Here is a 26,848-nt window from a genome sequence, read left to right on the forward strand (position 1 = left end):
AGCACTGATCGCCAGGGCGTTGCGGACAATGGCTGACCAGCGCCGCGCCCTGCCGCAATATCGCGCCATGGAGACGGATCACCCCAGTCTGCGCGCGCTCGCCGCCGCCGCCCTGCAACGGCCCGCCGATCAGGCAGCGATCCTTTATGAGGGCGAATGGATCGCTTGGGGAGCGCTGCGCGCAGTAGCCGAAGAGATTGATGCGGCAATGGAGGCCAGCGGCATTGCGGCGGATGCCCCGGTCGCCTTCGTCGCGCGCAATCGGCCGGCAGCGCTCGCCGCGCTGCTGGGCCTGATCGCGCAGGGGCGAACGATCCGCATGATCTATGCCTTTCAGTCGGACGCCGCGATCGCCCGCGATCTGGCGCGCATGGCCCCCGCTGCGCTGGTCGCCTTTGCCGAGGATATCGGGCCGGAGATTCGCGCGGTGCTGGCCGCCGAAGCTATAATAGCGGTCGCGATCGACGGCATGACCGCGGCTGCGCTGCCGGGTCATGAACATGCCGCGCCAGAAATTCAGCAGCGCCACGGCCCCGCCGCGCCACAAATCGAGATATTGACCAGCGGCACCACCGGCCCGCCGAAAAGCTTCGCCGTGCCCTATGCGCTGCTGGAACGACATTTCCTCTCGACCCCGCTGACCCGGCAACAGGCGGATGATCCCCAGGCCGCGCCGCCCTTCCTCCTCTATTTTCCGCTCGGCAACATCACCGGCCTCTATTCGACGCTGCCGATGCTGCTGCGCGGGCAGCGGGTCGAGCTGCTGGAGCGCTTCTCGCTCGCCGCCTGGCATGCCCATGTGCGTCGCTGGCGGCCCAGCCATGGCGGCCTGCCCCCGGCCAGCGTGCAGGCGGTGCTGGACGCCGACTTACCGGTCGAAGACCTCGCTTCCCTGCGCGCGATCGGCTGTGGCGCCGCGCCGCTCGATCCCGGCGTGCAGCAGGCGTTCGAGGCGCGCTACGGCATCCCCATCCTGCTCTCCTATGGCGCCACCGAGTTCGCCGGCCCGGTGGCGTCGATGACCGCCGCGCTCCATGCCGAATGGGGATCTCGCAAGATCGGGTCGGTCGGCCGCGCCATGCCGGGCGCACAGTTGCGCATCGTCGATCCAGACAGCGGCATCCCGTTGCCGCCCAACAGTGAAGGTCTGTTGGAAGTCATTGCGCCGCGAATCGGCCCGGAATGGATCCGCACGTCCGACATCGCGCTGATCGATGCCGATGCTTTCCTGTTCCTGCGCGGCCGGGCGGACGGGGCGATCATCCGCGGCGGCTTCAAATTGCTGCCCGAGTCGATCGAACGCGCGCTGATGCTGCACCCCGCCGTCGCCGAAGCGGCGGTGACAGGCATGGCGGATCACCGGCTGGGGCAAGTGCCGGCGGCCGCGATCCGGCTTCACGCCGATTTTGCTGCACCCGCTGTCGCAGCATTGGAAACGCATGTGCGCCAGCATCTTCCTGCCACCCATGTTCCGGTAAAATGGCTGTTCATCAGGGACTTGCCGCGCACCCCGTCGCTCAAGACCGATCGCCGCGCGCTTCAGGCGCTGTTTGCGAATATGTCGCCGGAAACGCAGAATGAGACAGAGAATATCACATAAACGAGGGTATCTCATTTTCTGTTGACAGCCTCCCGGCGTTAGTGAACAACCATGTTCAATAACGAAGGAGAGGAACCATGGCTCTGATCGAGTCCCATAAGCCGAGGGTAGCCAAGACCGAGTCCAACAAGGCGAAGATCGCCAAGCGCGTGGTCGAGGTGCTGGAATTTTTCGACGAGGATCATCCGCAGGCGACGGTGATGGACATTGTCCGCCGCTTCGACCGCCCGCAGTCGAGCACGTCCGAATTGCTGTCGAGCCTGGTCGACCTGGGCCTGCTCCACAAGGATCCGGGTTCGCGCGCCTATTCGCCGACCCCGCGCGCCGCGATGCTGGGTGCCGCGATCCAGCCGCGCATGGTGCGCGATGGCGTCCTCAACGGCCTGATCGATCGCCTGTCGGCCCAGACGGGCCTTGGCATTGCCGTGTTCAGCATGGTCGGCCTCAACATCCAGATCGTTCACTGGCGCGCCGGCAAGAAGGCGCTGCGCACCTCGGCCAATAACGGCCTGGCCGGTGGCCGCCAGGAACGGCTGACCGACTCCGCCGCTGGTCTGCTGATGCTGTCGACCGTGCAGCAGCCGCGTCGCGACGGCCTGATCCGCCGCCTCAATGCCGAAGCGCCGCAGGAGCGCAAGTTCGTCTTCGCCGATGTCGCCGGCCAGGTGCAGCGCTGCCGGGACGAGGGCCATATCAGCGGCTTTGCCGGCTTCGGTTCGATCGCCGACGTCACCGCCATGCTGCTGCCCCACATGCCCGACGGCCAGCCGCTGGCGATCGGCTTCGTCTATGAACCGTCCGACCAGATCGACGCCGCCGGCCTGCAGCGCACGCTCAGCGAAGCGGTCCGCCGCTCGGTCGAGGAACAGTCGCCGGCCGCCTCCGTCCAGCCGATCTTCGAATCCGCCAGCTGGCAGGGCGCGCTGGAGGTGAAGCATGGCTGATGTGAAGGACAAGGACGTCGCCGACGCCCAGGCCGCGCGTAAATATTGGTCGGCCGAAGGCTATACCGAAGGCGGCGTCATCCGCGAGGTCGATTACAGCACCCAGTCGGGCGGGCTCGACCCGTCGCTGGCCGGCATCAAGATCGTCGATACCGACACCCATATCACCGAAGCGCCGGACCTCTTCACCTCGCGCGCGCCGGCCAAGTACAAGGCCAAGGTGCCCTATGTGAAGCAGGACGCCGACGGCGTCGAACGCTGGTATGTGGGCGACCGCAATTTCGGATCGATGGGCGGCAACGTCATCCGCGCCGACAATAACAAGCTGCTCGGCCGTCTTGCCTTCCCCAAGCTGGCGCAGGCGCATCCGGGTGGCCATCTGATCAAGGAACGGCTGCAGGCGATGGACGATATGGGCATCTATGCCCAGATCGGCTTCCAGAATTCCGGCGTGACCCAGGCCGGGTCGCTGATGTCGCTGGGCGACCCCGATCTCGCGGTCGCGATCATCCAGATGTATAATGACGCATCGGCCGAATATCAGCAGGTGTCGGGCGAACGCATCTTCAACATGGCCCATCTGCCCTTCTGGGACCAGAAGGCGATGGAGGCCGAAGCGCGGCGCTGCGTCGACATGGGCCTGCGCGGCTTCGTGCTGCCCGACACGCCCGAGCGCGTCGGCGTGCCGAGCTTCCTCAATGATTATTGGACGCCCTTCCTGGAAATGTGCGAGGCCGAAGGCCTGCCGCTCAATTTCCACCTCAATGCGGCGATCGATCCCAATACGCTGACCTGGGACGGCTTCGGCTTTGAACAGACGCTGTCGGTGGTCGCCACCATGTTCTCGATCGGCAATGCCGCGACGCTGGGCAACTGGATGGTGTCGGGCCGGCTCGACCGCCATCCCAAGCTGAAGATCGGCCTGATCGAAAGCGGCGCGGGCTGGGTGCCCTTCGCGATCGAGGCGCTGGAGCATCAGTTCGACGAAATGCTGCCGAGCAAGGTGGGCCTGCTCAACAAGCGGCCCTGGGAATATTTCCGCGACCATTTCTGGGTGACCTTCTGGTTCGAGAAGGTCGCGCCCAAGCTGCTGCTGGAAACGATCGGCGTCGACAAGGTCATGTTCGAAACCGACTTCCCGCACCCGACCTCGCTCTATCCGGGCGTGCAGGCGCATCTGACCGATGTGCTGGGCGGCTACGACTTCGCAGTGAAGAAGAAGGTGCTGCAGGACAATGCGGTGAACCTCTACAAGCTGCCCTTCTGAGGGGCCCAATCAGGATGGAAACGGAAAGGGGCGCTCCTGCCGGGAGCGCCCCTTTCCATTGGAGGGCAGTCGTCGAAGACAGTCATTGGTGAAAAATGGAGGCGCGAAAGCGCTCCGCCGCCAGACAGATGATCGGCGGCGAAGGGCCATGATCGCGGCAATGTCGGTCAGTCCAGCGGCTTTGGCGCGCCCGTCCCCATGTAGCGGGACAGGTTATAGTGCAGGCTGGCCACCGCCCGCTCCATATAGGGGTTGGGCTGGGTACCGCGGAAGCCGACATTCTTCATGCCCTGCTGCACCGCCTGCATATTGGTGAAATCCTGTTGCAGCACCGGCGGCCATTGTTCCGCGCTGGTATATTCCCATTCGGTGGCGGGCGTTTCCGCGTCCGGGAAGAGTTCATAGACCGCCGCCTCGAAAATGCACTTGTCCGGATCCGCGCCATAGGGGCGGGCGGAGTAGCAGAGCATATTGTTGACGGCGTGGCCGATCTGGAAATTGGGGAAGATCTGCCAAGCGGTGCCGCTCTTGGCGGTATGGGCGGGTTCGACCACTGGCCAGAAGACACCGCGCTTCTCGTCATCGGCGCGGGCGATGGCGAGCCAGTGCTGTAGCACCTGCGGTGCGGGGGTGCCCTCGGGCAGTTCGTCCTTCAAGCGCTGGGCGGCGGCGACCAAAGTCATGGTGGTGTTGGTATTGGCATTTTCCCAGGTGAAAAGCTGCATCTCCGCGGTCGACAGGCGCGGGTCTTCGCCCGATCCGATGCGCAGCTTGGCCTGGTTCTCGTCCATATTCTTGGGCGCTTCATAGCCGATATTGGTGTGCAGCCCATGTTTGCGCGCCCAGCCGCGAAATTCGCCGAAGGCGTTGAATTCGGGATGGGTGGTCTGGACATGATAGGTCTCGCTGAACGCCTCCATCGCGACCTTCCAGTTGCAGTCGAAGATGATCCATTTGCGCCAGCGATAGCGCATATTCTGGAGGCCGAAGGGATCGAGCATGTCGGGCACCACGCCCAGATAATCGGCGAGCGGGCCGCAATCGGGATCAAGATTGATCCAGGCCCAGCCGCCCCATGTGTCGACGCTGACCTTGCCGAGCGCGGTGCGCTGCGCCGTCAGCTTGCCCTGCCAGTCATCGGCATGGTTGGCGAAGGTGCATTGGCCCTGGCGGTCGAAGGTCCAGCCATGAAAGCCGCAGATGATCGACTTGCGGTTGCCGCGCGCGTTGCGCTGGCCTGCGGGCGTGTCGATCAGGCGGCGGCCGCGATGCGGGCAGACATTATGATAGGCGCTCAGTTCATCCGGCCCGGTGCGCATGATGATGACCGAGTCTTCGAGAATGTCATAGGTGACGAAATCGCCAACCTCGGGAATATCCTCCAGCCGGGCCGCCTGCAGCCAGACCTTGCGCCATAGCCGCTCCTGCTCGGCGCGGGCATAGTCCTTGGACACATAGGCTTCGACCGGGACGACGACCGGCTCGATCAGATCCTCGCCGGGCGTGCCGATGCTGCTGATCTCGTTCATGGCCTATTCCTTCTCCATTTCACCCTTTTGCCACGCCCGCGTCACCCGGACTTGACGATTTCAGACAGTCAGGCTCAGCGCCCGGTCCATTGCGGCGTGCGTTTTTCGGCAAAGGCGCGCGGTCCTTCCTGCGCGTCCTTGCTGTTATAGGTATGTTCGGAGGCCGCGCGGGCGGCCTGCAGCGCAGCGGCGCGGCCCATCTCGGTCGCCAGCATCACCGTGTCGCGCCCGGCCTTCACCGACAAGGGCGCGCCCTCCAATATCTCCGCCGCCAGATCGAGCGCGGCCTGCATCAGGGCTTCCGGCTCGGCCAGGCGATTGACCAGGCCGATTTCGTAGGCTCGGCTCGCGGTGATCGGTTTGCCGGTGAGGATGATTTCCATCATGATCCGCTGCGGGATCATGTGAATGAGCGGCGCGGACCAGGGTGAGCTGCGGCCCACCTTCACCTCGGTAATGGCGAAGCGCGCGGCCGTGCTGGCAACGCACAGGTCGCAGGCCTGGGCGATCATCCAGCCGCCGGCAAAGGCGACGCCATTGACCGCCGCGATCGTCGGCTTGCTGAGTTCGATGCTGTCATAGGGCAGCGGGAACATGGCGCGCGGCGGCACGGTCATGCCGGTGTCGACCATTTCCTTGAGGTCGCCGCCCGCGCAGAAGGCCTTGTCGCCCGCACCGGTCAGGATGGCGACGCGCAGGGCCGGATCATGCTCGAACCGGTCCCAGGCGGCACGCAGCCCCTCGCGCACGTCGCGACCCAGGGCATTGCGCTGGTCGGGGCGGTTGATGGTGAGGATGGCGATGCCGTCGGACCGCGCCTCGAACAGGACAGGATCGTTCATCAAAATCCCCTCTGCTGGATGATATGGGCCGACCGCTCCAGCTCCTCGCGGAAGGTGGGATCGGCGATGGCGATCAGGCGGCGGGTGCGTTCGGCCAGCGTCTGCCCTTTCAGTTCCGCCGCGCCATATTCGGTGACGATGATGTCGACATCGCTGCGCGCGGTGGTGACCGGGCCGGACAGGCAGGGCACGATCTTGCTCAAACTGCCGCCCTTGGCCGAGGCGGAGAGCGCGATGATCGAGCAGCCGCCGGGCGAGCGGGCGCCGGCGCGGACGAAATCGACCTGGCCACCGGTGCCGCCGAGATAGGCCGCGCCGGACTGTTCGGCATTGACCTGGCCGGTCAGGTTCACCTCCAGCGCGCTGTTGATGGTGACGAGACGCGAGAGCCGCCCGAGGACTGCGGCGTCATGGGTGTAGCTGGTCGCGCACATGCGGATGGCCGGGTTGTTATGCGCCCAGTCATAGAGGCGGCGGGTGCCGATCAGCGCGCCGTTGATCGAGACGCCGGTGTCGATTTCCTTGCGCGCGTTGGTCAGCACGCCGGCTTCGGCCAGTTCCACCAGCCCGTCGCCCAGCATGCCCGAATGGACGCCCAGATCCTTGCGATCACCCAGCAGCCGCAATATCGCGTCGGGCACCGCGCCGACCCCGGTCTGGATCACCGATCCGTCGCCGATATAGGCGGCGCAGTTGCGGGCGATCGCCTCGTCGGTGGTGCTGATCTTCGCGGGCGCCACCTCGACCGGCGGGCGCGACACGGGGATGGCGACGTCGATGGCCGACGCCGGGATCAGCTCGCCCGGCACATAGGGCACGGCTTCGTTGATCTCCGCAATCACCACCCGCGCCTTGTCCACGGCGGCGCGGACATAGTCGCCGATCAGGCCGCAGCTATGATTGCCGTCGGCATCGGCGGGGCTGAGCTGGATCATCGCCACGTCGCAGCCGATGATGCCGGCCGTGATCATCGGCTCGACCTGGCTGACATGGACGGGGATGACCTGCAGCTTGCCGGCCTTGGTCATCGATCGCAGCGCGCCGATCGCCCCCATGGAGGAAAGGCGGAAACTGTCGGCGCTTTCGGGCGTGAACAGGCCTGAGAAGCTGGTGGCGATGAAGGCGGACAGGTCACCGATCCCGGCGCCCTGCTCGATCAGTGCGCTGACCAGGCTGACCGGCTCGCCGCAGGCCTGGCCAAAGACGATGCGGTCGCCGCGCCGCAGATAGGGGGTGAAGTCGATCATGAGGCCCCGGCCTGGCGCAGCAATTGTTCGGCGCGGCTGAGATAGGGCCGGTCGAGCATCCCGCCCTTGTAGCCGATCGCGCCGACGCCGGGATTGGCGGCGAAGATGTCTACGATCGCCTGCGCCTCGGCGATCTCCTCTTCGGTCGGGGTGAAGGCGGCGTTGATGACATCGACCTGCGCCGGGTGGATCGCCAGCATGCCGCGATAGCCGTCGCGCCGGACCTTTTCGGCGCGCGCCTTCAGCCCGTCGAGGTCGCGGAAATCGCCCTGGATCGTCTCGATCGCGGTGACGCCGGCGGTCGCCGCGCCCAGCAGGCACATGGAGCGCGCCAGTTCATAGGTGAAGCCATAGCTGCCATCGGCATTGCGGTTGGAACTGGCGCCGATCGAGTCGGCCAGATCCTCCGCGCCCCAGGTCAGTGCCACCACGCGCGGCGCGCCCTTGTAATCGCCGGTATGGAACATGGCTTCTGCCGTTTCGGTGACCAGCACGATCAGCGGGGTCGATCCCCGTTCGATGCCATGCGCGGCCTCGAATGCGGTCAGATAATGGTCGAGCCGTTCGACATCCTGCCGGCCATAGACTTTGGGCAGCATGATGCCGCCCGGCCGCGCCGGCATGATCGCGGCGAGATCATCGAGCGTATAGGGGCCGTCGAGCGGATTGACCCGGACCCAGAGCCGCTCGCGCCCTTCCGGCCTGGCGGCGAGGAAATCATGCACCATCTGGCGGGCGAGCGGCTTGTTTTCGGTCGCGACCGCATCCTCCAGGTCGAACAGCGCGATATCGGCGGCGCTGTCCGCCGCCTTGGCCATCTTCTTCTCGCTGTCGCCCGGCGCGAACAGCCAGGAGCGCATCTTGATCGGCAGCGTCATCGTCTCTCGCCTCAATAGGATTTGGGCAATTCCAGCACCTTTTCGGCGATGAAATTGAGGATCATGTGGGGGCTGACCGGAGCGGTGCGCGGGATCAGCACTTCGCGCAGCAGCCGTTCGACATGATATTCCTGGGCATAGCCCATGCCGCCCAGGGTCAGCATCGCGGTATGGCAGGCCTCGAACGCGGATTCGGCGGCGAGATATTTGCCGCTGTTCGCTTCCACGCCGCATTCCTCGCCCTTGTCGAACAGGGTAGCGGCCTTCATCACCATCAGGTTCGCCGCCTCCAGCTGCATCCAGCATTTGGCGAGCGGATGCTGGATCCCCTGATTCATTCCGATCGGCCGGTCGAAGACGATGCGTTCGCGGGCATAGCGGGCGGCGCGCTGGATCGCGTTGCGGCCGATGCCGATTGCTTCGGCGCCGAGCAATATGCGTTCCGGGTTCAGCCCCTTGAGGATGATCCTGAAGCCCTGACCTTCCTCGCCGATCCGATCCTCCTCGGGGATGAAGAGGTCGTTGATGAACAGCATGTTGGAGCCGACCGCGTGGCGACCCATCTTGGGGATCAGCTGATGCTCGATCCTGTCACGATCCAGTTTGGTGAAGAAGAGCGACAGGCCCTGCGTCTTGTTCTTCACTTCATCGAGCGGGGTGGTGCGGGCGAGCAGCATCATCCGGTCGGCGACATGGGCGTTGGTGATCCAGATCTTCTCGCCATTGACGCGGTAGCCGCCCTCGACCCGATCGGCTCTGGTCTTGAGCTTGGTGGTGTCGAGCCCGGTATTGGGTTCGGTCACGGCAAAGCACATCTTCTCCGCGCCCGAGATGATCGGCGGGATCATGCGCTGCTGCTGCTCCGCCGTGCCGAACAGGGCGATCGGCTCCAGGCTGAAGACCGGGCCGTGGATGCTGGACGCCGCCGTCATGCCGCCGCCGGCCTCCGCCACCGCCTGCACCATGATCGCCGCTTCGGTAATGCCCAGGCCTGCACCACCGGTGGCTTCGGGCATGGCGATGCCCAGCCAGCCGGCGTCCGCCATCGCCCGGTGGAAATCGAAGGGGAAGACGGCATCCTTGTCCCGTTCCAGCCAATAATCGTCGGGGAACTGGGCACAGAGCTGGAACACCGCATCGCGGATGTTCCTCTGGTCTTCGGTCAGGGCAAAATCCACGTCTCTGGGGGCCTTCTGCTGGCGTCTGGATGATCGCCTGCGGGTATCATCCGGCCTCCCGCGCGCACAATCGGGCGGCCCCACATATCGGTGGGGCGAAGGGGTTGCGCGTGGATTTCGCCGCGCCCTTGGCCTAGCCCCAAGGCAGTTATGGGGAGAGGATGATGGACGCGACGCACATGCCGAAAGGGCCGCTGGCCGGGATCCGCGTGGTGGACCTGACGGCGATGGTATTCGGCCCCTATGCGACCCAGATCATGGCGGACATGGGCGCCGACGTGATCAAGATCGAGCCGCCGGCGGGCGATGCGACGCGCTATATCAATGCCGGGTCGACGCCCGAGCTGGGCGGCGTCTTCACCAACGTCAATCGCGGCAAGCGCAGCCTGGTGCTGGACCTGCGGCAGGAGGCGGACAAGGCGACGCTGCGCGCGCTGATCGCCACCGCCGATGTCTTCATCCACTCGATGCGCGGCAAGGCGATCGCCAAGCTGGGCTTCGACTATCAGGCCGTAAAGGCGATCAGGCCCGACATCGTCTACACCAATTGCTATGGCTATAGCCGACGCGGGCCGGACGGCGACAAGCCGGCCTATGACGACACGATCCAGGCCGAATGCGGCATCCCGCATCTGCAACAGCTGATGACCGGCAAGCCCGATTTCATGGCGACGATCATCGCCGACAAGGTGGCGGGCCTCACTGGCCTTTATGCGACGATGATGGCGCTGTTCCACCGCGAGCGCACCGGCGAGGGGCAGGAGGTGGAAGTCTCCATGTTCGAGACCATGGCGTCCTTCATGCTGACCGAACATGCCAGCGGCATGCTGTTCGAGCCTCCGCTGGGGCCGGCCCATTATCACCGCGTCGTCGCCCGCAACCGCAAGCCCTATGCGACCAAGGACGGCCATGTCGCCGCGCTGGTCTATAATGACAAGCATTGGAACGCCTTCGTCGCGGCGGTGAACCCGCCCTGGGCGACCGAGGAATTCGATACGCTGGCCAAGCGGGCGAAGCAGATCGACCGGGTCTATGGCCTGCTGGGCGAGACCTTTGCCGAGCGGACGACGCAGGAATGGCTGGAGCTGCTGGAGGCGCTGCATATCCCGGCCGCGCCGCTGCGCACCACGGACGAACTGTTCGACAATGCGCATCTCAACGCGATCGGCTTTTTCGAGACGGTCGAGACGCCGCAGGGGCCGGTGCGCTTCCCCGGCGTGCCGACCTGGTTCTCGCAGACGCCGGGCCGGGTCGCGGGCGGCGCGCCGGAACTGGGCGCGCACAGCCGGGAGGTGCTGGACGAACTGGGCGCGGCCGTCCATCGGTAGGGCGATGGGTTGGGGCGCTGCCTTGGCGCTCCCCGGCCCGCCCTATACCACTTCATCCAAGCAAGAAATCTGGGTGAGGCATGGCATGGTTGAGGCTGCTGAAATGACGCGTGCGGGCTTCCCGCTGGAAATCAGCGATCCCGAGCGCATTCCCACGGCACGTTATTATGACGCGGATTTCTATCGCCGCGAATGCGAGGAATTGTGGCCCCATGTCTGGCAGATGGCCTGCCGCGTGGAGCAGGTGCCGGAGGTCGGCGACTGGATCGAATATAGCAATCTGGGCAAGTCCGTCATCATCGTGCGGACCAAGGACGGCATTCGCGCCTATCATAATGCCTGCCGCCATCGCGGCGTGCCGCTGACCGAGGGCAGCCATGGCAATTGCAAGGGCAAGGGCTTCATCTGCCCCTTCCATGGCTGGCGCTGGAATATCGAGGGCAAGAACACCTTCGTCTATGGCCGGCACATGTTCAGCGAGCATCAGCTGGACGAGCAGGATCTGGCGCTGCGCCCGTGCCGCACCGAGATCGAGATGGGCTGCGTCTTCATCAATTTCGACGATGACGCGCCGTCGCTGCGCGAACAGCTTGGGCCGCTCGCGGTGGGGCTCGACGCCTATAATGCCGACAAGATGCGCGCCGAATGGTGTTTCGGCACGGTGCTGCCGGCCAATTGGAAGGTCGCGATGGAAGCCTTCATGGAAGGCTATCATGTCATGCGCACCCATCCGCAGCTGCAGCAGAAGGTGCCGATCCTCTACAACATGATGTACGGCATGGACACGGGCGGGATCGGCGTGCCGATCAATCCCAACCGGTCGATGAAGGAAAATATCGTCGACCAGGTCGACCATATGCAGCTGCTGAGCGAGGGCATGGCCGGCATGTGCCATGCCAAGGATGTCGCTGTCGCCCGCACCCTGATCGACGTCGAACTGCCCGAAGACCCGCAGCAGGCGATCATGCACTGGTTCGGCATGGTCAATCATTGCGTCACCCAGGCCGGACAGGCGCGCGGCGAACCCACGCCCGATCTCAACAAGCTGGCGGTGGAAACCCCGGTCAAGTCGGTGGAATTCATCTTCCCCAACTATTTCCTGCTGCCCTTCCTTTCCAGCATGGCCGCCTATCGCATCCGCCCGCTGGGACCGGAAAGCTGCATGTTCGAACTCTGGTCGCTGACCCATTTCGCCGAGGGGCAAGAGCCGCCGGTGGTGATGGAACCGGTGATGCTGCCCTATGACAGCGACCAGTTCCCGATGATCCCGCGCCAGGATTATTCCAACATCCCGCTGCAGCAGAAGGGGCTGCATGCCGAGGGCTTCGACTTCATGCGCCTGTCCAAGGTGATCGAAGGGCTGATCAGCAATTATCAGCGGATCATCGACGGCTATATCCGGCATGAACCCATGGACAAGCTGAGCGCGGCGACGCAGAAGCTGGCCGGCAATTTCGACGGGCCGGTGCTCGATCTGGGCTTCTGAGCCGGCGGGAGGCGGGGTCATGAAATTCGCCTTCGGCATGCCGCGGCTGATCGAGCTGAAGGCGACGATGCAGCCCTGGGAATTGTCCGTCAGCGGAGCGGACCAGACGCGGCTGGCCAGGCTGGCCGATGACCTGGGTTACGACATGATCAGCGTGCCGGAACATTTCCTGATCCCGCGCGCCCATGTCGACCTGTCGGGGCCGCATCATTTCCATGCCTATGCGGCGATGGGCTATTATGCCGGCGCCACCAGCCGCATCCGCATCAACAGTTCGATCGCGATCCTGCCGCTGCAGCATCCCGCGATCACCGCCAAGGCGCTGTCGACGATCGACTGGCTGTCGGGCGGCCGGGCGATGGTGACCTTTGGCGCGGGCTGGCTGGAGCAGGAGTTCGACTTGCTCGGCGTCCCCTTCCACCAGCGCGGGCGAATGTGCGACGAATATCTGGCTGCGATCGTCGAGCTGTGGACCAGCGATGATCCGCAGTTCGAGGGCGAGTTCGTGTCCTTCCGCGATGTCGCCTTTGCCCCGCGCCCGGTGCAGCAACCGCATCTGCCGATCTGGATGGGCGGCGAGGCCGACGCCGTGCTCAGGCGCGCCGCGCGCCATGCCAGCGGCTGGTGGCCTTATCTGACGAAACCCGAGGATATCCCGGCCAAGATCGACTTCATCAAGTCTCAGCCGGGCTATGACGGCCGTCCGTTCGACGTGATGTACGGCTTTGCCACCAGCCGGGTCGGCGAGGGTCATGCCGTGGTCGACGATCCGCGCGCCCGGCCGGGCATGACCGCACCCGAGATCATCGACCGGCTCGGCTGGTTCGGGACGCTGGGCGTCACCATGAGTTCGGTGCCGATCCCGGCGGTGCGCAGCATCAGCGAATATGAGGATTATGCCCGCTGGGTGATCGAGGAGATCAAGCCCAAGCTGGGCTAGAGCCTGATCGTCTGAGGTGAAAGCGCACCGTGCTTTCACCGATGGCGTGAATCAGGTTCTCTCAAGGATTCTAACCCCAGAGGGCATCGGCCGCCGCCAGCGCCTGGCCGCCGCGCCCGCCCAGGTCGCCGATCAGCACCTTCAGCCGATAGGTCCACAGGTGCAGCGGATGCTCCAGCGTCATGCCCATGGCGCCGAGGAACTGGTGGAAATCATAGACGCAGCTGCGCGCCGATTCCTGCGCGTGCAGTGCCGCCAGCGCTGCGTCGCCGGCATCGAGCGTGCCGGCAGCCTTCATCGCCAGCCAATAGAGGCCATTGGCGCGCACCTGCGCCTCGGCCAGGCGATGGCGCAGCGCCTGGAAGGTGGCGAGCGGGCGGCCGAACTGCTGGCGATCAGTGACATAGGTCGCCGTGCTGTCGAGCGCGGCGGCGAGCAGGCCCGCCGCCTCCGCCGCCAGCGCCACGCGCCAGCGGGTGCGGACATCGTCGGCCGACACGGCGTGATCGGTAAGATCGTCGGGCTGGGCGATCAGGCTGCCCATCGGATAGGCATAAAGGGCTTCGGGTTCGGCCCGGATATGCTCAGGCGCCGCGACGAAGCTGCGCACGCGATCGGACCCGACCAGCAGCACCGTCGCACCGGGGGCAAGGAAGCGGACCGGGCGATGGGTCTTGCCTTCCTCCACCAGGCAGAGCGGGCGCGGTGCCGCGTCGCCCAGCAGCGGGCGGATGAGGGCGCTGGCCGCGGCCTCCACCGCCTGCGGCAGGCGCGCCAGCCGTTCGACCACCAGCGCGGCGCTGATCGCGCCCAGATCGGGATCGAAGCCGATGTCTAGGAAGCCGCCTTCGGCGAGGTCGCGGTCCAGCGCCTCGCTGCTGAGGGCAAAGCCCGCCTCATGCAGCGTCGCGCCGGCATAGGGGCGGGTCAGCGTGTCGATCGCGTCGAGAATCGCGATCTGGTCGTCGGTCAGGGACAGGTCCATCAGCGCGGCTCCCGTGGCAGTTTGAGCACATCGCTGGCGATGATGTTGAGCTGGATCTCCGCCGCGCCGGCGGCGATGCCCGCGACGATTCCGCGCTGATGATGCATCTTGAGATAGGGGTGGGCGTCGGCCAGTGCCTGCGGCAGATATTCGACGATGAATTCGCATACCCGCCGTTCGGCCATCACCGTGGCGAAGCGGGCGGAGCTGGATTCGGCGCCGATCGCCTCGCCCCGGCAGCGCCGGTCGACGATCGCATAGCTGGCCATCCGCGCCGCTTCGCACAGGGCGGCGGCATGGGCCGCCTCGATCCGCACTGCCTCGCCGGCAAATTCGCCTTGTGCCTGGAGCAGCACCACCGCCCGGTCGAGCGCGGCGCGGGCGAGGGCATAGCGGGGAATGCCGAGCCGCTCATTGGTCAGCGAATAGCCGATAATCTCCCAGGCCTGGCCTTCCTCGCCCAGCCGCGCCTCCACCGGCACGACGACATCGTCGAAGAAGACCTCGTGAATGTCGCCCTCGCCGATCAGCGAGGGGATTTGCCGCACGGTGATGCCGGGCGTGTCCATCGGCACCAGCAGGATGGAAATGCCCTTCTTGCGATCATCACTGGTGCGGCAGACCAGGAAACAGGAGTCGGCAAGCCCCGCATAGCTGGTCCAGATTTTCTGCCCCGACACGCGATAGACATCGCCGTCGCGGGTCGCGCGGGTGCGCAGCGAGGCGAGGTCGGAACCGGAGCCGGGTTCGGAAAAGCCCTGGCACCAGAGCGCGCGGCCGCCGGTGATGGCGGGCAAATACTGGGCTTTCTGCGCCTCCGAGCCGTAGCGGATCAATGTCGGCCCGACCCAGTTGACGTTCATATATTGGCCGCCGCGCGGTTCGCCCGCGATCCACATTTCCTCGGCCAATATGGTCTGGTGCCAGGGATCGAGCCCTTGGCCGCCAATCTCCCTGGCCCAATGCGGGGTCAGCAGGCCTTCGTCGGCCAGGCGCCCGCAGAAAGTGCGGGCATAGTCGGTCAGTGCCGGGGAGGCCGGGCCATGTTGCGAGAAACGTTCCCAATCCTGCGGCAGCGTCGCGGCAAGAAAATCGCGCAACCGCTGGCGAAAAGCCTCTTCATCCTGCGTCCAGTCAAAATCCATCGGTCCACGCATCCCCTGCCGAACAGGGATGCGATACTTAAGAGCGGCGCGGCGCGACAGGGCGGCGGGCAAGAGAACGCCCCGGTGATGGGCGTGGGCCGGCCCTTGCCGCGCTCCACCGGCTTGGGCAGCTTTCGGGCATGAGCGAGCGCGATTTCAAAATGGCAGCCTCCCTGGATGAGGTGCCGCTGGGCAAGACCAAAAGCGTGACCATCGACGGACGGACCATCCTGCTGTGCAACAGCGACGGGCAGATTCATGCCATCGCCGCGCTCTGTTCCCATGCCGACGAACCGCTCGCCTGCGGTCGCATTCGTCTCGGCTGGATTGCCTGCCCGGCCCATGGTGCCCGTTTCGACCTGGAGACCGGCGCGCCGCTGACCGGCCCGGCGAGCGAACCGATCGCCACCTATCCCGTCCGCATTGTCGACGGGATGATCGAGGTGGCGATCTAGCGCCATCGCCTTGGGGATATCGCCGGCCGCCATCTTGCGGGGGGCGGCGCAATTGGGCCTAGCGTCGGGCATGAGAGGAACCGGAACGGGATGGAGGGGCAGGCTTTGACCGACGCGCTCGACGGGCTGCGGCAGGAAGTGCGCCAGTGGCTGGCCGACAATGCGCCGCAGGGCTGGCGCGACCGCAGCAGCAGCGAGGCCGCCTTCCTGCAGATCCAGCGCGACTGGTTCGCCAAACTGGTCCAGGGCGGCTATGCCGTGCCGCACTGGCCGGCCCAATGGCCGGGCGGCGGCCGCTCGCTTGCCGAACAGAAGATTCTCTATGAGGAACTGGCCCGCGCCGATACGCCGCGGCTGCTGCTGTCCTTCATGTCGACCTATCATGCTGCCTGCACCCTGTTCGAATGGGCGAGCGAGGCGCAGCAGGCGCTGCTGATCCCGCGCATCCTGGCCGGCGAAATCTGGTGCCAGGGCTTTTCCGAGCCCAATGCCGGGTCCGACCTTGCCAATGTCCGCACCCGCGCCGAGCGGGTCGGCGACCATTATGTCGTCAACGGGCAGAAGCTCTGGTCGACCATGGGCCAGTTTGCCGACAAATGCCTGTTGCTGGTGCGCACCAGCAATGACGGGCCGAAACAGGCGGGGCTCACCTATCTGCTGCTCGACCTCAAGGCGCCGGGCGTCATCGCGCGGCCGATCCACCAGATTCATGGTGACGAGGAATTTGCCGAGCTGTTCCTCGACAATGTCGAGATTCCCGTCAGCGACCGGTTGGGCGAAGAGGGGCAGGGCTGGGCCGTGGCGCAATCCACCCTTTCCTCCGAACGCGGCCTGACCCTGCTGGAACTCAGCGCCCGGTTGCGTGGCGCCTTGTGGCGGCTAGGCGAGCTGATCCGGGCGCAGGGCCGGCAGGACGATCAGGGCATAGTGCGGGACTTTGGCCGGTTGAGCGCCAAGGTGGATGCGACCTGCGCCGTCGCCGACCAGTTCCTCGCCAACCGCATCGCCGGGATCGAACGGGTCGGCGACGCGTCGATCGTCAAGCTGTCCTACTCCCGCACGCTGCGGGACTTCACATCGCTCGGGATTCGGCTGGGCGGCATCGACGCGCAATATCACAGCCCGATCACCTTTGGCGGCGGCATGGAGACCGGCAACTGGATGGCGGATTTCATGAACAGCTATGCCTGGACCATCGCCGGCGGCAGTGACGAGGTGCAACGCAACATCATCGCGGAACGGCTGGTGGGCATGCCGCGCGAACCCAAAAGCTGGACGCTGAAGGAGGGCGCGGCATGACCATGACCCGCGCGGAAGTGCAGGATGCGGCCGACAAGGCCTTCGGCCAGAGCGAACTGGCCCCGGATGCGGCGCAGAGCTGGGCGCTGATCGCCGAGATGGGCTGGCTGATGATGGGCGTGCCGGAGGAACTGGGCGGCCTGGGCCTGGGCCGCGAGGCGGCGGGCGTCATCCATCAGGGCGTGGGCAAGGCACTGGTGCCCGGCCCCGTGCTGGCGCAGATGCTGACGATCGAGGCGCTGGCGGCGGCCGATGATCTGCCGGAGCGCGACGCGCTGATCGCGGACGCCATGGCCGGCGAGGTGATGACCGCGTCGCTGACGGGGGGGCTGGACGGCGCCGACCGGCTGACCTGCGTACCGGATGCTGATACGGCCAGCCATGTTTTGCATGTCACGGCGGACCGGGTGGCGCTGGTGCCGGCCGAGCAGGTTTCCGTCACCTATCGCGCCGGATGGGACAAGAGCCGTCGCCTGTCCGATGTCGTCCTTGAAGGCCCCGGCCTCACGCTGGCGCAGGGTGAGGCCGCCCGCGTGCTGGCCGATCGGATCGAGGCGCTGCGCCTCTTCTGCCTGGCGGGCGACAGCCTGGGCGGCGCGGAGGCGGCGCTGGCCATGACCGTCGCCTATCTCGAAACGCGGCAGCAGTTCGATCGGCCGCTGGCGCTGTTCCAGGCGCTCAAGCATCGCGTAGCCGACATGCGCACGCAACTGACCGCCGCCGATGCCCTGTTCTGGAGCCGGGCGCAGCAGGCTGACGTCGATATCATCGCCCTGGGCGCGCTCAAGGCGCTGGCCTGCACCGTTTATCGGCTGGTCGCGGAAGAGGCGATCCAGCTCCATGGCGGCATTGGCCTCACCATGGAGCATCCCTGTCACCTGTTCCTGAAGCGCGCGATGCTGAATGGCGCGCTCGGCGGCGACGCGGATCATTGGGACGAACAAACGGGCAGGGCGGCGCTGGAGGCAGCAGCCTGAACCGGCAAAAAGGGAGAGGAAGCGATGCGTCGATCGATTGCAATGGGCATGACAGCCCTGTCAGCGCTACTGATGGCCGGCATGGCGGGGGCGCAGCAGGGCAGCGCACCTGCCGGACCTGCAAGCGCCGTCGAAGACCCGCTCTTCACCCAGCCCTATATCGATATCGACGAATGGCGCGATGCGCCGGTGCGGCACCGCTATGTCCATGGCGGGTTCAAGGGGACGGAGACCCGCTTCTCCTTCTATTTCCCCGACAAGGCGCACTATCAGGGCCGCTTCTTCCAGCATATCACGCCGGTCCCGGATGACGAGAATCTGGCGCAGAAGCTGACCGATGGCGAGGAAAATTATATCGGCTTCTCGATCGCGTCGGGCGGCTATTATGTCGAGACCAATGGCGGCGGCCGCGACCAGGTGGGCATGCCGGGCAAGCCCAATGATTTCACCATCGCCGCCTATCGCGCCAATGCGGCATCGGCCCGCTATTCGCGCGTCGTCGCGCAGCAGATGTACGGCGGCAAGCGCCCTTATGGCTATGCCTTTGGCGGCAGCGGCGGCGGCTTCCGCACAGTCGGCTCGATCGAGAATACGACCGGCGTGTGGGACGGCGTCGTCCCCTATGTGCTGGGATCGCCGATGGCGCCGCCCAACATGTTCTCCGTGCGGATGCGGGCGATGCGGGTGCTCAACGACAAATTCCCGCAGATATTGGACGCGGTCGAGCCGGGCGGCAGCGGCGATCCCTATGCCGGGCTGACGCCACAACAGGCATCAGTGCTGCGCGAGGTGACGGCGATGGGGTTCCCGACGCCCAGCTGGTTCGGCTGGAAGACGATGGGCATCCATGGCTTTGCCGCCCTTTATGGCGGGATGGTGATGGCCGATGCCGGCTATTTCACCGATTTCTGGACCAAGCCGGGCTATCTCGGCCATGATGATCCCAAGAGTTTCGAGGGCTATCGGCTGCAGCATGACGCGACCATCGCCGCGCCGATCAGCGCGGCGCAGGCGGCGGACCTGAAGCTCGACACCCGCATCACCGATGGCGCGGCCAATGTCGACAATGCCTTTGCCGCGCTGCAGGGCCGGGCGGCGCAGCGCATCGTCGCCTTCCGCCTGTCGAGCCCGCCGCCCGCCACCTATTTCGTCGGCGGCGACCTGATCGTCGGGACGGGCGCGGCGCAGGGCAAGCGGCTGACGATCAACCGGATCGCCGGCGATGTCGTGATCCTGGGCGTGGTCGATGACGCCACCGTCGACCTGTTGAAGGCCGGCGACAAGGTGCGGGTCGACAACAGCAATTTCCTCGCCGCCGAAACCTATCACTGGCATCAGGTGCCGCCGGCCGATGCCGGCTATCCGGTCTGGGATCAGTTTCGCGGGGCCGATGGCAAGCCGCTCTATCCCCAGCGACCCTTCTTGCTCGGCCCGCTTTTCACTGCGGCGACCACCGGCAAGCCGATGGGCCAGCCACCGATGACCGGGCAGTTCCGGGGCAAGATGATCCTGGTCGAAAATCTGTGGGATCGCGAAGCCATGCCTTGGCAGGGCGACTGGTATCGCCAGCGGGTGATCGCTGCGCAGGGCGCGGGCGCCGACCAGAATTTCCGCATCTGGTTCACCGATCATGCGCTGCACGGCGACAGCAGCCATCAGGAAGACCCGACCCGCACGGTCAGCTATCTGGGCATGCTGGAACAGGCGCTGCGCGACCTGTCCGCCTGGGTGGAAAAGGGCGTCGCCCCGCCCGCCAACACTGCCTATCGCATCGATAATGGCCAGGTGATCGTGCCGGCCGATGCGGCGGTGCGCGGCGGGATCCAGCCGGTCGCCAGCGTCACCGCCAATGGCGCGGCCAAGGCGGTGGTGAAGCCGGGCACGGCCGTGACCTTCCGCGCGACCATCAGTGTGCCGCCGGGCACCGGCCGGATCGTGTCGGCGGAATGGGATTTCGACGGCAGCGGCGCCTTTGCCGAAAAGGCGAAGCTGCCCGGCGGTTCGGGCAACAGCCTGACCCTGACCACACGCCACAGCTTCACCGCGCCCGGCACCTATTTCCCCGCGCTGCGCATCGCGTCGGAGCGCAAGGGCAACGCCGCCACACCCTATGCCCGCATTCAGAATCTGGGTCGGGTGCGGGTCGTCATCCAATAGCGGCAGAGGCGGCGCCGCATCATGTGGCGCCCCTGTCCCGTCAGTTCGACACGTCAGGGCATTGGCCCGGACGTTTTTCTTCCTGGCCGGCCTTGAACCAGCGGGTCGACTGGGCATCGACGGCCTCGTCATAATAGCAGACCTCGGCCGTGCCGCTGGCCGGATCGATCAGGGTCAGCCATTGGTGCGGGCCGCAATTATGAGTTTCGCACGACCAGGCGGCGACCTTGCCGTCAACGGTCGCGATCGGCGAGGACGGGCCGCCATCCTCCAGCACCCATTTGCGCACCGCCTTGTCCGCGACCGCCGCCTTCACCGCCGCGACCACGGCGGGATCGTCATTCCAGCTATGGGCGCCGACCTTGTCGAAGGGATATTTGCCGACATACTGGCTGAAGGCGTCTGCGCTGGGCGCGGCGGCATTGGTCACGTTGGCGGCGTTGGCCATGGCATTTTCAACCGCGTTGACCGCGTTGTCGGCGGCATTTTCCGCCGGGCTGCTCTTCTCGCCGCTGCAGGCGGCCAGCGCGACAGACAGGAGGACGGGCAGGGTCAGGACGGTCCAGAGGCGGTGGCGGGTCATCGGCGGTCCTTTGCGGGAGGAGAATGCCCCCATGGTGGGGCGGGACGCGGCAGCGAGCAAGCGCGATTGCGCCACGGGCGCGGAAATTGGCGGCTGATCCGTCTGTAGGGGCAGATGATCGATTGCGAAAGGCCCCTGCCCGATGCGTTTCCCCCCTGCCCTGATCCTGCTCGCCAGCCTGGCCGCCGCGCCCGCCACCGCCCAGACCGCGGCACCCGCCGACGGCCCGTTGAAGGTGGAAAATTACTACCGCGTCAAATGGGGCGGGATGGGCCAGTTCCTGACCACCTATCACAAGCAGCATGAAGCGTTGCTGCGCGAGATGATGCGGCAGGGCTATATCAGCGAAGTCACGGTCGAGATGCCCTTCACCCATATGGGCGGCAGCACGCGGTGGGACGTGCGCACCACCATCGTCTACAAGCATGGCGCCGACGGCGTGGGCGCGGGCGAAGCATACAAGGCGGCGATGGCGGCGGCCAAGGCACGGATGTTCCCCGATAAGGCGGCATTCGATGCCGAGGAGGCCAAGCGCATGGCGGTGACGGAAGATCATTGGGACGTGGTGCTGGAACCCGCGCCATAAGGATCGGCAGGCCATTTGGGGGCATCGCTGCGGCGGACCGTGAAGCTGTCGCGATTCATGGGTCAAATGCCCCCTTTTCCTTTGCCCGAAGCCACGCCATGTTGGGCGGAGTAAAGTGCATCGCGGGAGGCAGGCAAACGCATGTTCGGCGCATTGTGGAAACGAATCTTCGGCAAGACCAACGCTCCCGAGCAAGAACCAGCCCTTCCCCCCTATGATCCGCTCGCGGCGCTGCGCGACCAGGTATGGCGTGACGTCGCCGGGGGATTTCATGACGATGACGCGATCCTGACCGCCGCCCACGACACATTCGTCGAGGAACTGCCCGGCCCGACCCTGCGCCGCGAGGCATCGGCCGCGCTGCGTCAGGCGCTGGCCGAGCATAATGCCGCCGAAAAGGCCTGGCCCGACATGACCGATTGCGACCGGCTGGACGCCGCCTTTGCCGCGTTGGAGGCCGAGGGCGTGATCGCCCGGCAGAATTTCACCTGCTGCGGCAGTTGCGGCGCGATCGAGATCTGGGACGAGATCGAGGAAGCGATCGGCGAAGGGCGTCCGGCCGAGGGCTATGCCTTTTTCCACATGCAGGACACCGAGGCCGCGGTGGAGGGCGAGGCGCTCTACCTCAATTACGGTGCCTGCGCAGCGGGCGAGGCGGCGGCGCTCGACATCGGCCGGCGGATCGCCGCCCAGCTCGACGCGCATGATCTGGCGGTCGACTGGGACGGCAGCTGGAGCATGCGCATCCAGGTGGTGCTCGACTGGAAGAAGCGTCGCACCCTGCGCATGCTGGAAGCCTGAACCGGCGGCGCCTGCTGCGCGCCGACCGTCACCATATCGCGATGCTCGGGTGGAAGCCGCCCTCCCGCCCGCTATGGGTGGCATGCATGTTGATGCGCGTCGGCACGAAACTGGTGCCGCGATATTCGGGTATGATCCTCAACTGATCGACCAGCCCCTCACGGGTGAAACGCTGTAGCGTGCCGCTAATCTGGTCGAGCGCGGCGCCCGCTTCGGGTGGGACATAGCTGATATTCGCCTTGCGCCTCGGCCCGCCCAGACGGATCGGGAAGAGATAGATGCGCACCAGCGCCCCGGTCGCCACAAGCGCCTCCGCCTGTTCGCGCAAGGTGACATGAGAAAAATCGGGCTTGGCCGCTGCCGGATCGGGCGCGCCGACGATGATCGCGGCGAGCAGCAGCGGCAATAACGAAGCGAGACGATGAACCATGGACTTCCTCCTCTGAGGACGAATCATGTTCGTTATTTGTTCTCATATTTTCGGCGATCCTGCAAGCCCGCACGGACGAAGGGCGCAGGGTCACACCCGAAGTTCACAGCGTTATCGACCTTTCCGGGGCATTTGCGCCCGTTTTGCACCGGCCGCGCGTCACCCACGCGCCTGTTCTGCATCAGAACGCGTCACCGCGGCGACGCATAATGCGCCCATGACGCCCCGGTGACGCGACAGCTTTGCACCTGTTCTGCACCGATATGCCTCAGCGCCGCGTCGCGGCCTGTGGGCGAAGCTGGGTGGCGATCGGGTCGGCCATCGCCTGGGCATGCAGCGTCAGCGCGTTGCTCCAGTCCCGGTCGAAAGCGGTGCCGGCGAGGCGGCGGCGCAGGCGATGCGCGCTGGAGGGCGACATGCCGACCATGCGCGCGGCCTGGGCCACGCTGCCGCTCTGGTAGAGGGCGGTCAGGAAGGTCCGCTGCCGGGCCGGGATCCAGCGGGCGGGGGTGAAGATGGCCAGCGCGGGCTGCGCGGGCGGGCGAGCGGGGATGTGCTGTGTCATTCCCCAAGGTAGATCAGAGGATCGCCGTGTAGGACAGGGGATATTGGCGCCGGGGTGTCAGGGGGCGAGATGGTGGCGAAACCAGTCGGCCAGCTCTTCCTCCGACAGGGTGCCGGCGGCGAAATCCAGCATGGCGCGGATCGCATCGGCCGCGTCGAAGCGCACGGCCACGGCGTTCAGCATGAGGAACAGACGGGCCAACACCCAGCCCGTGCGCTTGTTGCCGTCGACAAAGGGATGATTGCGCACCACGCCGAACGCATAGGCCGCCGCGAGAGCGCATCGATCATCCTCGCCATAGGTCCATTGGTTGATCGGCCGTGCCAGCGCGGATTCCAGCATGGCGTCATCACGAATGCCTGTCCCGCCGCTATGCTCGGCCAGTTGGCGATCATGGATGGCGAGTGCGACGGACTTTTCGATCCAAACCGGCTCCGGGCGCGTGGCATCCGGATCGGGATCGGGTGCAACCATGCGCCCTTATTTCGCCAGCACGCGCAAAATATCGCGATCCTCGCGCATGATCTGTTCGGCCAGCGCCATCTTCGCCTCGAAATCGGGATTGGCAGCGGTGATGCGAATGCCATCGGGCGCCTCGGTGACGTACAGGGTATCGCCAGGACCGACACGCAACTGCGCCAGCAACTCCTTGGGCAGAATAACCCCAGCGCTGTTGCCGATCTTCGTGATTTTGAGGGGCATGTTCATACGAGCGTTGTAACATGAAGCCGCGCGCGCGGCAAAATGCGATTGCTCAGTCCCGATCTATCAGCTGTCCCAACCCCGCCTGGCGGAGCCTTTCAGCCCAATCCGGGCGACAATTACGGGCACGAATACAATCGACTTCACCAACATGCATCGCGTCCATCATCCGGGACAATTCTGCTTCCGTTTCCGGCTGGCGCGCGACGTAGCAATGCGAATAGTCATCGCCAGGCAGCCATGCCAGTAGGTCAGGCGCCACATCCTCCCATACGCCGCAGGCAATGCAGCACCCGTCTTCAACATAAAAAGTTCCCGGCACATTTGCGGGGTGGGGTGGTCGGGGCGAATAAGCCTCCACCGCAGGGGTGGGGCGGATAAATCGCCGCAGAAACTTACCCAGCCACACCCCAATCATCACTCTTCGACCTCAATCATGCTCCCTGCCACCGGCGCCCATATAGAGTTCGCTGCCGGTTTCCTTGAAGAGTTTGCTCATCTCTTCCATGCCTTTCAACGCGGCGGCCTTGCTGGCTTCGGCGACTTCCGCGCCGGTGAGACCGGCTTCTAGGAAACCGTCGGCGGGCTGGTTCTTCCTGGCGGCGAAGTCGCGCACTTCCTGGGTGATCTTCATCGAGCAGAATTTAGGGCCGCACATCGAGCAGAAATGGGCGCTCTTGGCGCCTTCGGCCGGCAGGGTCTGGTCATGATATTGTTCGGCCGTGTCGGGATCGAGGCTCAGGTTGAACTGGTCGCGCCAGCGGAACTCGAAACGCGCGCGGCTGAGCGCGTCGTCGCGGACCTTGGCGGCCGGGTGACCCTTAGCAAGGTCGGCGGCGTGGGCGGCGAGCTTGTAGGTGACGACGCCGACCTTCACATCGTCGCGGTCGGGCAGGCCCAGATGCTCCTTAGGCGTGACGTAGCAGAGCATCGCCGTGCCATACCAGCCGATCTGGGCGGCGCCGATCCCTGAAGTGATATGGTCATAGCCCGGCGCAATGTCGGTGGTGAGCGGCCCCAGCGTATAGAAGGGCGCTTCGCCGCAGACCTGGAGCTGCTTTTCCATATTCTCCTTGATCTTGTGCATGGGCACATGCCCCGGCCCTTCGATCATCACCTGCACATCCTGTTTCCAGGCGCGGTGAGTCAGTTCGCCCAGCGTGTAGAGTTCGGAGAATTGTGCTTCGTCATTGGCGTCGGCAATCGAACCGGGGCGCAGGCCATCGCCCAGCGAATAGGCGATGTCATAGGCCTTCATGATCTCCGTGATCTCGTCGAAATGATCGTAGAGGAAGCTCTCCTTGTGGTGCGCCAGGCACCATTTCGCCATGATCGATCCGCCGCGCGAGACGATGCCAGTGACGCGCTTCGCCGCCATCGGGATGTAGGCGAGGCGGACGCCGGCATGGATGGTGAAATAGTCGACGCCCTGTTCGGCCTGTTCGATCAGGGTATCGCGGAAGATATCCCAGGTCAGGTCTTCGGCGATGCCGCCGACCTTTTCGAGCGCCTGATAGATGGGGACGGTGCCGATCGGCACGGGCGAGTTGCGGATGATCCATTCGCGGGTGTCGTGGATGTTGCGGCCGGTGGAGAGGTCCATCACCGTGTCGGCACCCCAGCGGATCGACCAGACCAGCTTGTCGACTTCGGACGCGACGTCGGAGGCGACCGCCGAGTTGCCGATATTGGCGTTGATCTTCACCAGGAAATTGCGGCCGATCGCCATCGGCTCGGATTCCGGGTGGTTGATGTTCGACGGGATGATCGCGCGGCCGCGGGCGACTTCATCGCGCACGAATTCCGGCGTCACATAGTCGGGGATCGACGCCCCCCAGCTTTCGCCGTCGCGGACATATTCGGCGAGGCGGGCACGGCCCAGATTTTCGCGCTCCGCGACATATTCCATTTCCGGGGTGATGATGCCGCGGCGGGCATAGTGCATCTGGGAGACGTTGGCGCCGAGCTTGGCGCGCAACGGGCGCTTCACGACATTGGGGAAGGGCTGGACGCGTCCATTTCTGGATTCCGTCACAGTCGAGACTGTGCCGGTGGCGCTCCGATCGGGGCCTTTGAGGCCATTATCCTCCGGCTTGATCTCGCGCGCATCATATTCCTCGACATCGCCACGATCGCGGATCCAGTCTTGGCGAAGCTGCTGGAGGCCGGCCATGATGTCGATGCGGGCGTCGGGGTCGGTATAGGGACCGGACGTGTCATAGACGCGGACCGGCGGCTCGCCGCTGCCCGGCTCCAGATGAATTTCGCGCATGGCGACCTTGCGCGGACCGACATGGATCTTCTTCGAGCCGCGAATGGGCCCGGTGGTGACGCGCATTTCTGTGCGGGCGGGGACGTCTGCCATAACTTCTCTCTCCTTCAGGCGGAAAGAGAGTGCGGGCGGTGTCACGGGACGAGTGGCACGACGCGCTTCCCTCCCTACGCCAGTGTCAACTGGATCAGGTTCAGCGGGTCGCGGCCACAAAGCCGCCTCTCAACCGTCTGCGGACGGTCCCCCGGGGATATGGGCATTGGATAGCGCAAGCGCGGCGGCAGGGGAAGCCCTTCGCGAGCCGATCGCCTTGCGCCGGGGCGATGGAGACCATAATTGGAAGGAGATCCAGCAAGAGGCCGATCGTGCAGAACAGCGCCCCACCCCATCCCGATTCCGAGAAGGCCCGGCGCAAAGCGTTGCGGCACGAGATGCGGATGGTGGCGGTGCGGCCGCGGCGCTGGGGGCTGTGGCTGCTGACGCTGGGTGCGCTGCTGCTGATCCTGCCGTCGGCCTTTGGCGTTCATAGCGTGATGGGCTGGTCGCCGATGCTGCTGGGGCTGGTCGCCTGCGCCGCGTCGCTGCCGCTGCTGGTGGCGGGCGCGGTGCTGCGGCGGCGCTATCTGAAGGGACAGTTCGCGCGGGATTGAGG

Annotated in this window: 27 protein-coding genes and 1 riboswitch; of the genes, 13 read left to right on the forward strand and 14 right to left on the reverse strand. The window is 65.5% G+C overall.

The window, feature by feature from the left end:
• The first annotated feature begins 28 nt into the window (after positions 1-28).
• The 3 genes from AC13EK_RS14395 to AC13EK_RS14405 all read left to right on the forward strand — a co-directional run bounded on the left by AC13EK_RS14395 (position 29) and on the right by AC13EK_RS14405 (position 3,811).
• Complete coding sequence (locus tag AC13EK_RS14395) at positions 29-1,600, forward strand: class I adenylate-forming enzyme family protein (protein WP_069335479.1); 1,572 nt, start codon at positions 29-31, stop codon at positions 1,598-1,600.
• 77 nt (positions 1,601-1,677) lie between these two features.
• Positions 1,678-2,544 (forward strand): helix-turn-helix domain-containing protein, encoded by an 867-nt coding sequence (locus tag AC13EK_RS14400; RefSeq protein ID WP_069335480.1) that lies wholly within the window; start codon positions 1,678-1,680, stop codon positions 2,542-2,544.
• Positions 2,537-3,811, forward strand: a complete 1,275-nt coding sequence (locus AC13EK_RS14405; RefSeq protein ID WP_010335457.1) for an amidohydrolase family protein — start codon at positions 2,537-2,539, stop codon at positions 3,809-3,811. Before AC13EK_RS14400 ends, AC13EK_RS14405 begins: the two co-directional genes overlap by 8 nt.
• A gap of 167 nt (positions 3,812-3,978) precedes the next feature.
• Here the strand turns inward: AC13EK_RS14405 and AC13EK_RS14410 are convergent, their stop codons facing one another.
• The 5 genes from AC13EK_RS14410 to AC13EK_RS14430 all read right to left on the reverse strand — a co-directional run bounded on the left by AC13EK_RS14410 (position 3,979) and on the right by AC13EK_RS14430 (position 9,485).
• The gene (locus AC13EK_RS14410; RefSeq protein WP_069335481.1) at positions 3,979-5,340 is read right to left on the reverse strand and encodes an aromatic ring-hydroxylating oxygenase subunit alpha; all 1,362 of its coding nucleotides are present in this window, start codon (positions 5,338-5,340) and stop codon (positions 3,979-3,981) included.
• A 74-nt stretch (positions 5,341-5,414) separates the two neighbouring features.
• Positions 5,415-6,182 carry an enoyl-CoA hydratase/isomerase family protein gene (locus AC13EK_RS14415; RefSeq protein WP_069335482.1) on the reverse strand — a complete coding sequence of 256 codons (768 nt, stop codon included), beginning with the start codon at positions 6,180-6,182 and terminating at the stop codon, positions 5,415-5,417.
• Entirely contained in the window at positions 6,182-7,429 is a 1,248-nt protein-coding gene (locus AC13EK_RS14420) for an acetyl-CoA hydrolase/transferase family protein (RefSeq protein WP_069335483.1), read from the reverse strand. The genes AC13EK_RS14415 and AC13EK_RS14420 overlap by 1 nt, the downstream gene beginning before the upstream one ends.
• Positions 7,426-8,307, reverse strand: a complete 882-nt coding sequence (locus AC13EK_RS14425) for an HpcH/HpaI aldolase/citrate lyase family protein (RefSeq protein WP_069335484.1) — start codon at positions 8,305-8,307, stop codon at positions 7,426-7,428. Before AC13EK_RS14425 ends, AC13EK_RS14420 begins: the two co-directional genes overlap by 4 nt.
• Before the next feature lie 11 nt (positions 8,308-8,318).
• Complete coding sequence (locus AC13EK_RS14430; RefSeq protein WP_069335485.1) at positions 8,319-9,485, reverse strand: acyl-CoA dehydrogenase family protein; 1,167 nt, start codon at positions 9,483-9,485, stop codon at positions 8,319-8,321.
• A gap of 164 nt (positions 9,486-9,649) precedes the next feature.
• Here AC13EK_RS14430 and AC13EK_RS14435 point away from each other — a divergent pair, with 164 nt between their 5' ends.
• From AC13EK_RS14435 to AC13EK_RS14445, 3 genes are all read left to right on the forward strand, one after another.
• Complete coding sequence (locus AC13EK_RS14435; RefSeq protein ID WP_069335486.1) at positions 9,650-10,813, forward strand: CaiB/BaiF CoA transferase family protein; 1,164 nt, start codon at positions 9,650-9,652, stop codon at positions 10,811-10,813.
• Positions 10,814-10,916: 103 nt separating this feature from the next.
• Positions 10,917-12,299 (forward strand): aromatic ring-hydroxylating oxygenase subunit alpha, encoded by a 1,383-nt coding sequence (locus AC13EK_RS14440; protein WP_069335487.1) that lies wholly within the window; start codon positions 10,917-10,919, stop codon positions 12,297-12,299.
• A gap of 19 nt (positions 12,300-12,318) precedes the next feature.
• Entirely contained in the window at positions 12,319-13,239 is a 921-nt protein-coding gene (locus AC13EK_RS14445; protein ID WP_069335488.1) for a TIGR03619 family F420-dependent LLM class oxidoreductase, read from the forward strand.
• A 70-nt stretch (positions 13,240-13,309) separates the two neighbouring features.
• On the opposite strand, the gene AC13EK_RS14450 is transcribed toward AC13EK_RS14445, so the two are convergent.
• Entirely contained in the window at positions 13,310-14,224 is a 915-nt protein-coding gene (locus AC13EK_RS14450; protein WP_069335489.1) for an acyl-CoA dehydrogenase family protein, read from the reverse strand.
• Positions 14,224-15,369 (reverse strand): acyl-CoA dehydrogenase family protein, encoded by a 1,146-nt coding sequence (locus AC13EK_RS14455; protein ID WP_069335490.1) that lies wholly within the window; start codon positions 15,367-15,369, stop codon positions 14,224-14,226. Before AC13EK_RS14455 ends, AC13EK_RS14450 begins: the two co-directional genes overlap by 1 nt.
• 140 nt (positions 15,370-15,509) lie before the next feature.
• Here AC13EK_RS14455 and AC13EK_RS14460 point away from each other — a divergent pair, with 140 nt between their 5' ends.
• The 4 genes from AC13EK_RS14460 to AC13EK_RS14475 all read left to right on the forward strand — a co-directional run bounded on the left by AC13EK_RS14460 (position 15,510) and on the right by AC13EK_RS14475 (position 20,257).
• On the forward strand, positions 15,510-15,824 hold the full coding sequence (locus AC13EK_RS14460) for a Rieske (2Fe-2S) protein (RefSeq protein ID WP_069335491.1): 315 nt from the start codon (positions 15,510-15,512) through the stop codon (positions 15,822-15,824).
• Between the two features lie 90 nt (positions 15,825-15,914).
• Complete coding sequence (locus AC13EK_RS14465; protein WP_069335492.1) at positions 15,915-17,123, forward strand: acyl-CoA dehydrogenase family protein; 1,209 nt, start codon at positions 15,915-15,917, stop codon at positions 17,121-17,123.
• Positions 17,120-18,100 (forward strand): acyl-CoA dehydrogenase family protein, encoded by a 981-nt coding sequence (locus AC13EK_RS14470; protein WP_069335493.1) that lies wholly within the window; start codon positions 17,120-17,122, stop codon positions 18,098-18,100. Before AC13EK_RS14465 ends, AC13EK_RS14470 begins: the two co-directional genes overlap by 4 nt.
• Positions 18,101-18,148: 48 nt before the next feature.
• Positions 18,149-20,257, forward strand: coding sequence for a hypothetical protein (locus tag AC13EK_RS14475; RefSeq protein ID WP_483022259.1), 2,109 nt, complete (start codon positions 18,149-18,151; stop codon positions 20,255-20,257).
• 40 nt (positions 20,258-20,297) lie between these two features.
• On the opposite strand, the gene AC13EK_RS14480 is transcribed toward AC13EK_RS14475, so the two are convergent.
• The gene (locus AC13EK_RS14480) at positions 20,298-20,840 is read right to left on the reverse strand and encodes an Ivy family c-type lysozyme inhibitor (protein ID WP_069335495.1); all 543 of its coding nucleotides are present in this window, start codon (positions 20,838-20,840) and stop codon (positions 20,298-20,300) included.
• Positions 20,841-20,982: 142 nt separating this feature from the next.
• On the opposite strand from AC13EK_RS14480, the gene AC13EK_RS14485 reads away from it, so the two are divergent.
• Both AC13EK_RS14485 and AC13EK_RS14490 read left to right on the forward strand, forming a co-directional pair.
• A complete protein-coding gene (locus tag AC13EK_RS14485; RefSeq protein ID WP_017500007.1) occupies positions 20,983-21,426 on the forward strand; it encodes a hypothetical protein in 444 nt (147 codons plus the stop codon).
• Positions 21,427-21,567: 141 nt separating this feature from the next.
• Entirely contained in the window at positions 21,568-22,227 is a 660-nt protein-coding gene (locus AC13EK_RS14490; RefSeq protein ID WP_069335496.1) for a DUF6891 domain-containing protein, read from the forward strand.
• Positions 22,228-22,255: 28 nt separating this feature from the next.
• On the opposite strand, the gene AC13EK_RS14495 is transcribed toward AC13EK_RS14490, so the two are convergent.
• The 6 genes from AC13EK_RS14495 to thiC all read right to left on the reverse strand — a co-directional run bounded on the left by AC13EK_RS14495 (position 22,256) and on the right by thiC (position 26,289).
• On the reverse strand, positions 22,256-22,657 hold the full coding sequence (locus AC13EK_RS14495) for a hypothetical protein (RefSeq protein WP_069335497.1): 402 nt from the start codon (positions 22,655-22,657) through the stop codon (positions 22,256-22,258).
• A gap of 268 nt (positions 22,658-22,925) precedes the next feature.
• Positions 22,926-23,222 (reverse strand): LysR family transcriptional regulator, encoded by a 297-nt coding sequence (locus tag AC13EK_RS14500; protein ID WP_081331554.1) that lies wholly within the window; start codon positions 23,220-23,222, stop codon positions 22,926-22,928.
• 57 nt (positions 23,223-23,279) lie between these two features.
• Entirely contained in the window at positions 23,280-23,696 is a 417-nt protein-coding gene (locus AC13EK_RS14505; RefSeq protein ID WP_069335498.1) for a type II toxin-antitoxin system death-on-curing family toxin, read from the reverse strand.
• A gap of 6 nt (positions 23,697-23,702) precedes the next feature.
• On the reverse strand, positions 23,703-23,930 hold the full coding sequence (locus AC13EK_RS14510; protein ID WP_081331555.1) for an AbrB/MazE/SpoVT family DNA-binding domain-containing protein: 228 nt from the start codon (positions 23,928-23,930) through the stop codon (positions 23,703-23,705).
• 46 nt (positions 23,931-23,976) lie between these two features.
• Positions 23,977-24,342: a ferredoxin gene (locus AC13EK_RS14515; RefSeq protein WP_375178264.1), complete on the reverse strand. Its 366-nt coding sequence runs from the start codon at positions 24,340-24,342 to the stop codon at positions 23,977-23,979.
• 12 nt (positions 24,343-24,354) lie between these two features.
• Positions 24,355-26,289 (reverse strand): phosphomethylpyrimidine synthase ThiC, encoded by a 1,935-nt coding sequence (thiC, locus tag AC13EK_RS14520; RefSeq protein ID WP_069336535.1) that lies wholly within the window; start codon positions 26,287-26,289, stop codon positions 24,355-24,357.
• A gap of 54 nt (positions 26,290-26,343) precedes the next feature.
• Positions 26,344-26,453: riboswitch (TPP riboswitch) on the reverse strand.
• Between the two features lie 108 nt (positions 26,454-26,561).
• On the opposite strand from thiC, the gene AC13EK_RS14525 reads away from it, so the two are divergent.
• Positions 26,562-26,846, forward strand: a complete 285-nt coding sequence (locus AC13EK_RS14525) for a hypothetical protein (RefSeq protein WP_234792150.1) — start codon at positions 26,562-26,564, stop codon at positions 26,844-26,846.
• The last annotated feature ends 2 nt before the right edge of the window (positions 26,847-26,848 follow it).

The organism is Sphingobium sp. L-44, from assembly GCF_056859495.1.

What these genes read in the sequence shown, in the direction of transcription:
- AC13EK_RS14445 (WP_069335488.1), top strand. Translation starts at nt 12,319, where the DNA reads ATGAAATTCGCCTTCGGCATGCCGCGGCTGATCGAGCTGAAGGCGACG.
- AC13EK_RS14465 (WP_069335492.1), top strand. Translation starts at nt 15,915, where the DNA reads ATGGAGGGGCAGGCTTTGACCGACGCGCTCGACGGGCTGCGGCAGGAA.
- thiC (WP_069336535.1), bottom strand. Translation starts at nt 26,289, where the DNA reads ATGGCAGACGTCCCCGCCCGCACAGAAATGCGCGTCACCACCGGGCCC.
- AC13EK_RS14515 (WP_375178264.1), bottom strand. Translation starts at nt 24,342, where the DNA reads ATGATTGGGGTGTGGCTGGGTAAGTTTCTGCGGCGATTTATCCGCCCC.
- AC13EK_RS14475 (WP_483022259.1), top strand. Translation starts at nt 18,149, where the DNA reads ATGACAGCCCTGTCAGCGCTACTGATGGCCGGCATGGCGGGGGCGCAG.
- AC13EK_RS14495 (WP_069335497.1), bottom strand. Translation starts at nt 22,657, where the DNA reads ATGGTTCATCGTCTCGCTTCGTTATTGCCGCTGCTGCTCGCCGCGATC.
- AC13EK_RS14510 (WP_081331555.1), bottom strand. Translation starts at nt 23,930, where the DNA reads ATGAACATGCCCCTCAAAATCACGAAGATCGGCAACAGCGCTGGGGTT.
- AC13EK_RS14485 (WP_017500007.1), top strand. Translation starts at nt 20,983, where the DNA reads ATGCGTTTCCCCCCTGCCCTGATCCTGCTCGCCAGCCTGGCCGCCGCG.
- AC13EK_RS14440 (WP_069335487.1), top strand. Translation starts at nt 10,917, where the DNA reads ATGACGCGTGCGGGCTTCCCGCTGGAAATCAGCGATCCCGAGCGCATT.
- AC13EK_RS14420 (WP_069335483.1), bottom strand. Translation starts at nt 7,429, where the DNA reads ATGATCGACTTCACCCCCTATCTGCGGCGCGGCGACCGCATCGTCTTT.
- AC13EK_RS14450 (WP_069335489.1), bottom strand. Translation starts at nt 14,224, where the DNA reads ATGGACCTGTCCCTGACCGACGACCAGATCGCGATTCTCGACGCGATC.
- AC13EK_RS14395 (WP_069335479.1), top strand. Translation starts at nt 29, where the DNA reads ATGGCTGACCAGCGCCGCGCCCTGCCGCAATATCGCGCCATGGAGACG.
- AC13EK_RS14480 (WP_069335495.1), bottom strand. Translation starts at nt 20,840, where the DNA reads ATGACCCGCCACCGCCTCTGGACCGTCCTGACCCTGCCCGTCCTCCTG.
- AC13EK_RS14500 (WP_081331554.1), bottom strand. Translation starts at nt 23,222, where the DNA reads ATGACACAGCACATCCCCGCTCGCCCGCCCGCGCAGCCCGCGCTGGCC.
- AC13EK_RS14425 (WP_069335484.1), bottom strand. Translation starts at nt 8,307, where the DNA reads ATGACGCTGCCGATCAAGATGCGCTCCTGGCTGTTCGCGCCGGGCGAC.
- AC13EK_RS14435 (WP_069335486.1), top strand. Translation starts at nt 9,650, where the DNA reads ATGGACGCGACGCACATGCCGAAAGGGCCGCTGGCCGGGATCCGCGTG.
- AC13EK_RS14415 (WP_069335482.1), bottom strand. Translation starts at nt 6,182, where the DNA reads ATGAACGATCCTGTCCTGTTCGAGGCGCGGTCCGACGGCATCGCCATC.
- AC13EK_RS14490 (WP_069335496.1), top strand. Translation starts at nt 21,568, where the DNA reads ATGTTCGGCGCATTGTGGAAACGAATCTTCGGCAAGACCAACGCTCCC.
- AC13EK_RS14410 (WP_069335481.1), bottom strand. Translation starts at nt 5,340, where the DNA reads ATGAACGAGATCAGCAGCATCGGCACGCCCGGCGAGGATCTGATCGAG.
- AC13EK_RS14400 (WP_069335480.1), top strand. Translation starts at nt 1,678, where the DNA reads ATGGCTCTGATCGAGTCCCATAAGCCGAGGGTAGCCAAGACCGAGTCC.
- AC13EK_RS14470 (WP_069335493.1), top strand. Translation starts at nt 17,120, where the DNA reads ATGACCATGACCCGCGCGGAAGTGCAGGATGCGGCCGACAAGGCCTTC.
- AC13EK_RS14455 (WP_069335490.1), bottom strand. Translation starts at nt 15,369, where the DNA reads ATGGATTTTGACTGGACGCAGGATGAAGAGGCTTTTCGCCAGCGGTTG.
- AC13EK_RS14505 (WP_069335498.1), bottom strand. Translation starts at nt 23,696, where the DNA reads ATGGTTGCACCCGATCCCGATCCGGATGCCACGCGCCCGGAGCCGGTT.
- AC13EK_RS14460 (WP_069335491.1), top strand. Translation starts at nt 15,510, where the DNA reads ATGAGCGAGCGCGATTTCAAAATGGCAGCCTCCCTGGATGAGGTGCCG.
- AC13EK_RS14405 (WP_010335457.1), top strand. Translation starts at nt 2,537, where the DNA reads ATGGCTGATGTGAAGGACAAGGACGTCGCCGACGCCCAGGCCGCGCGT.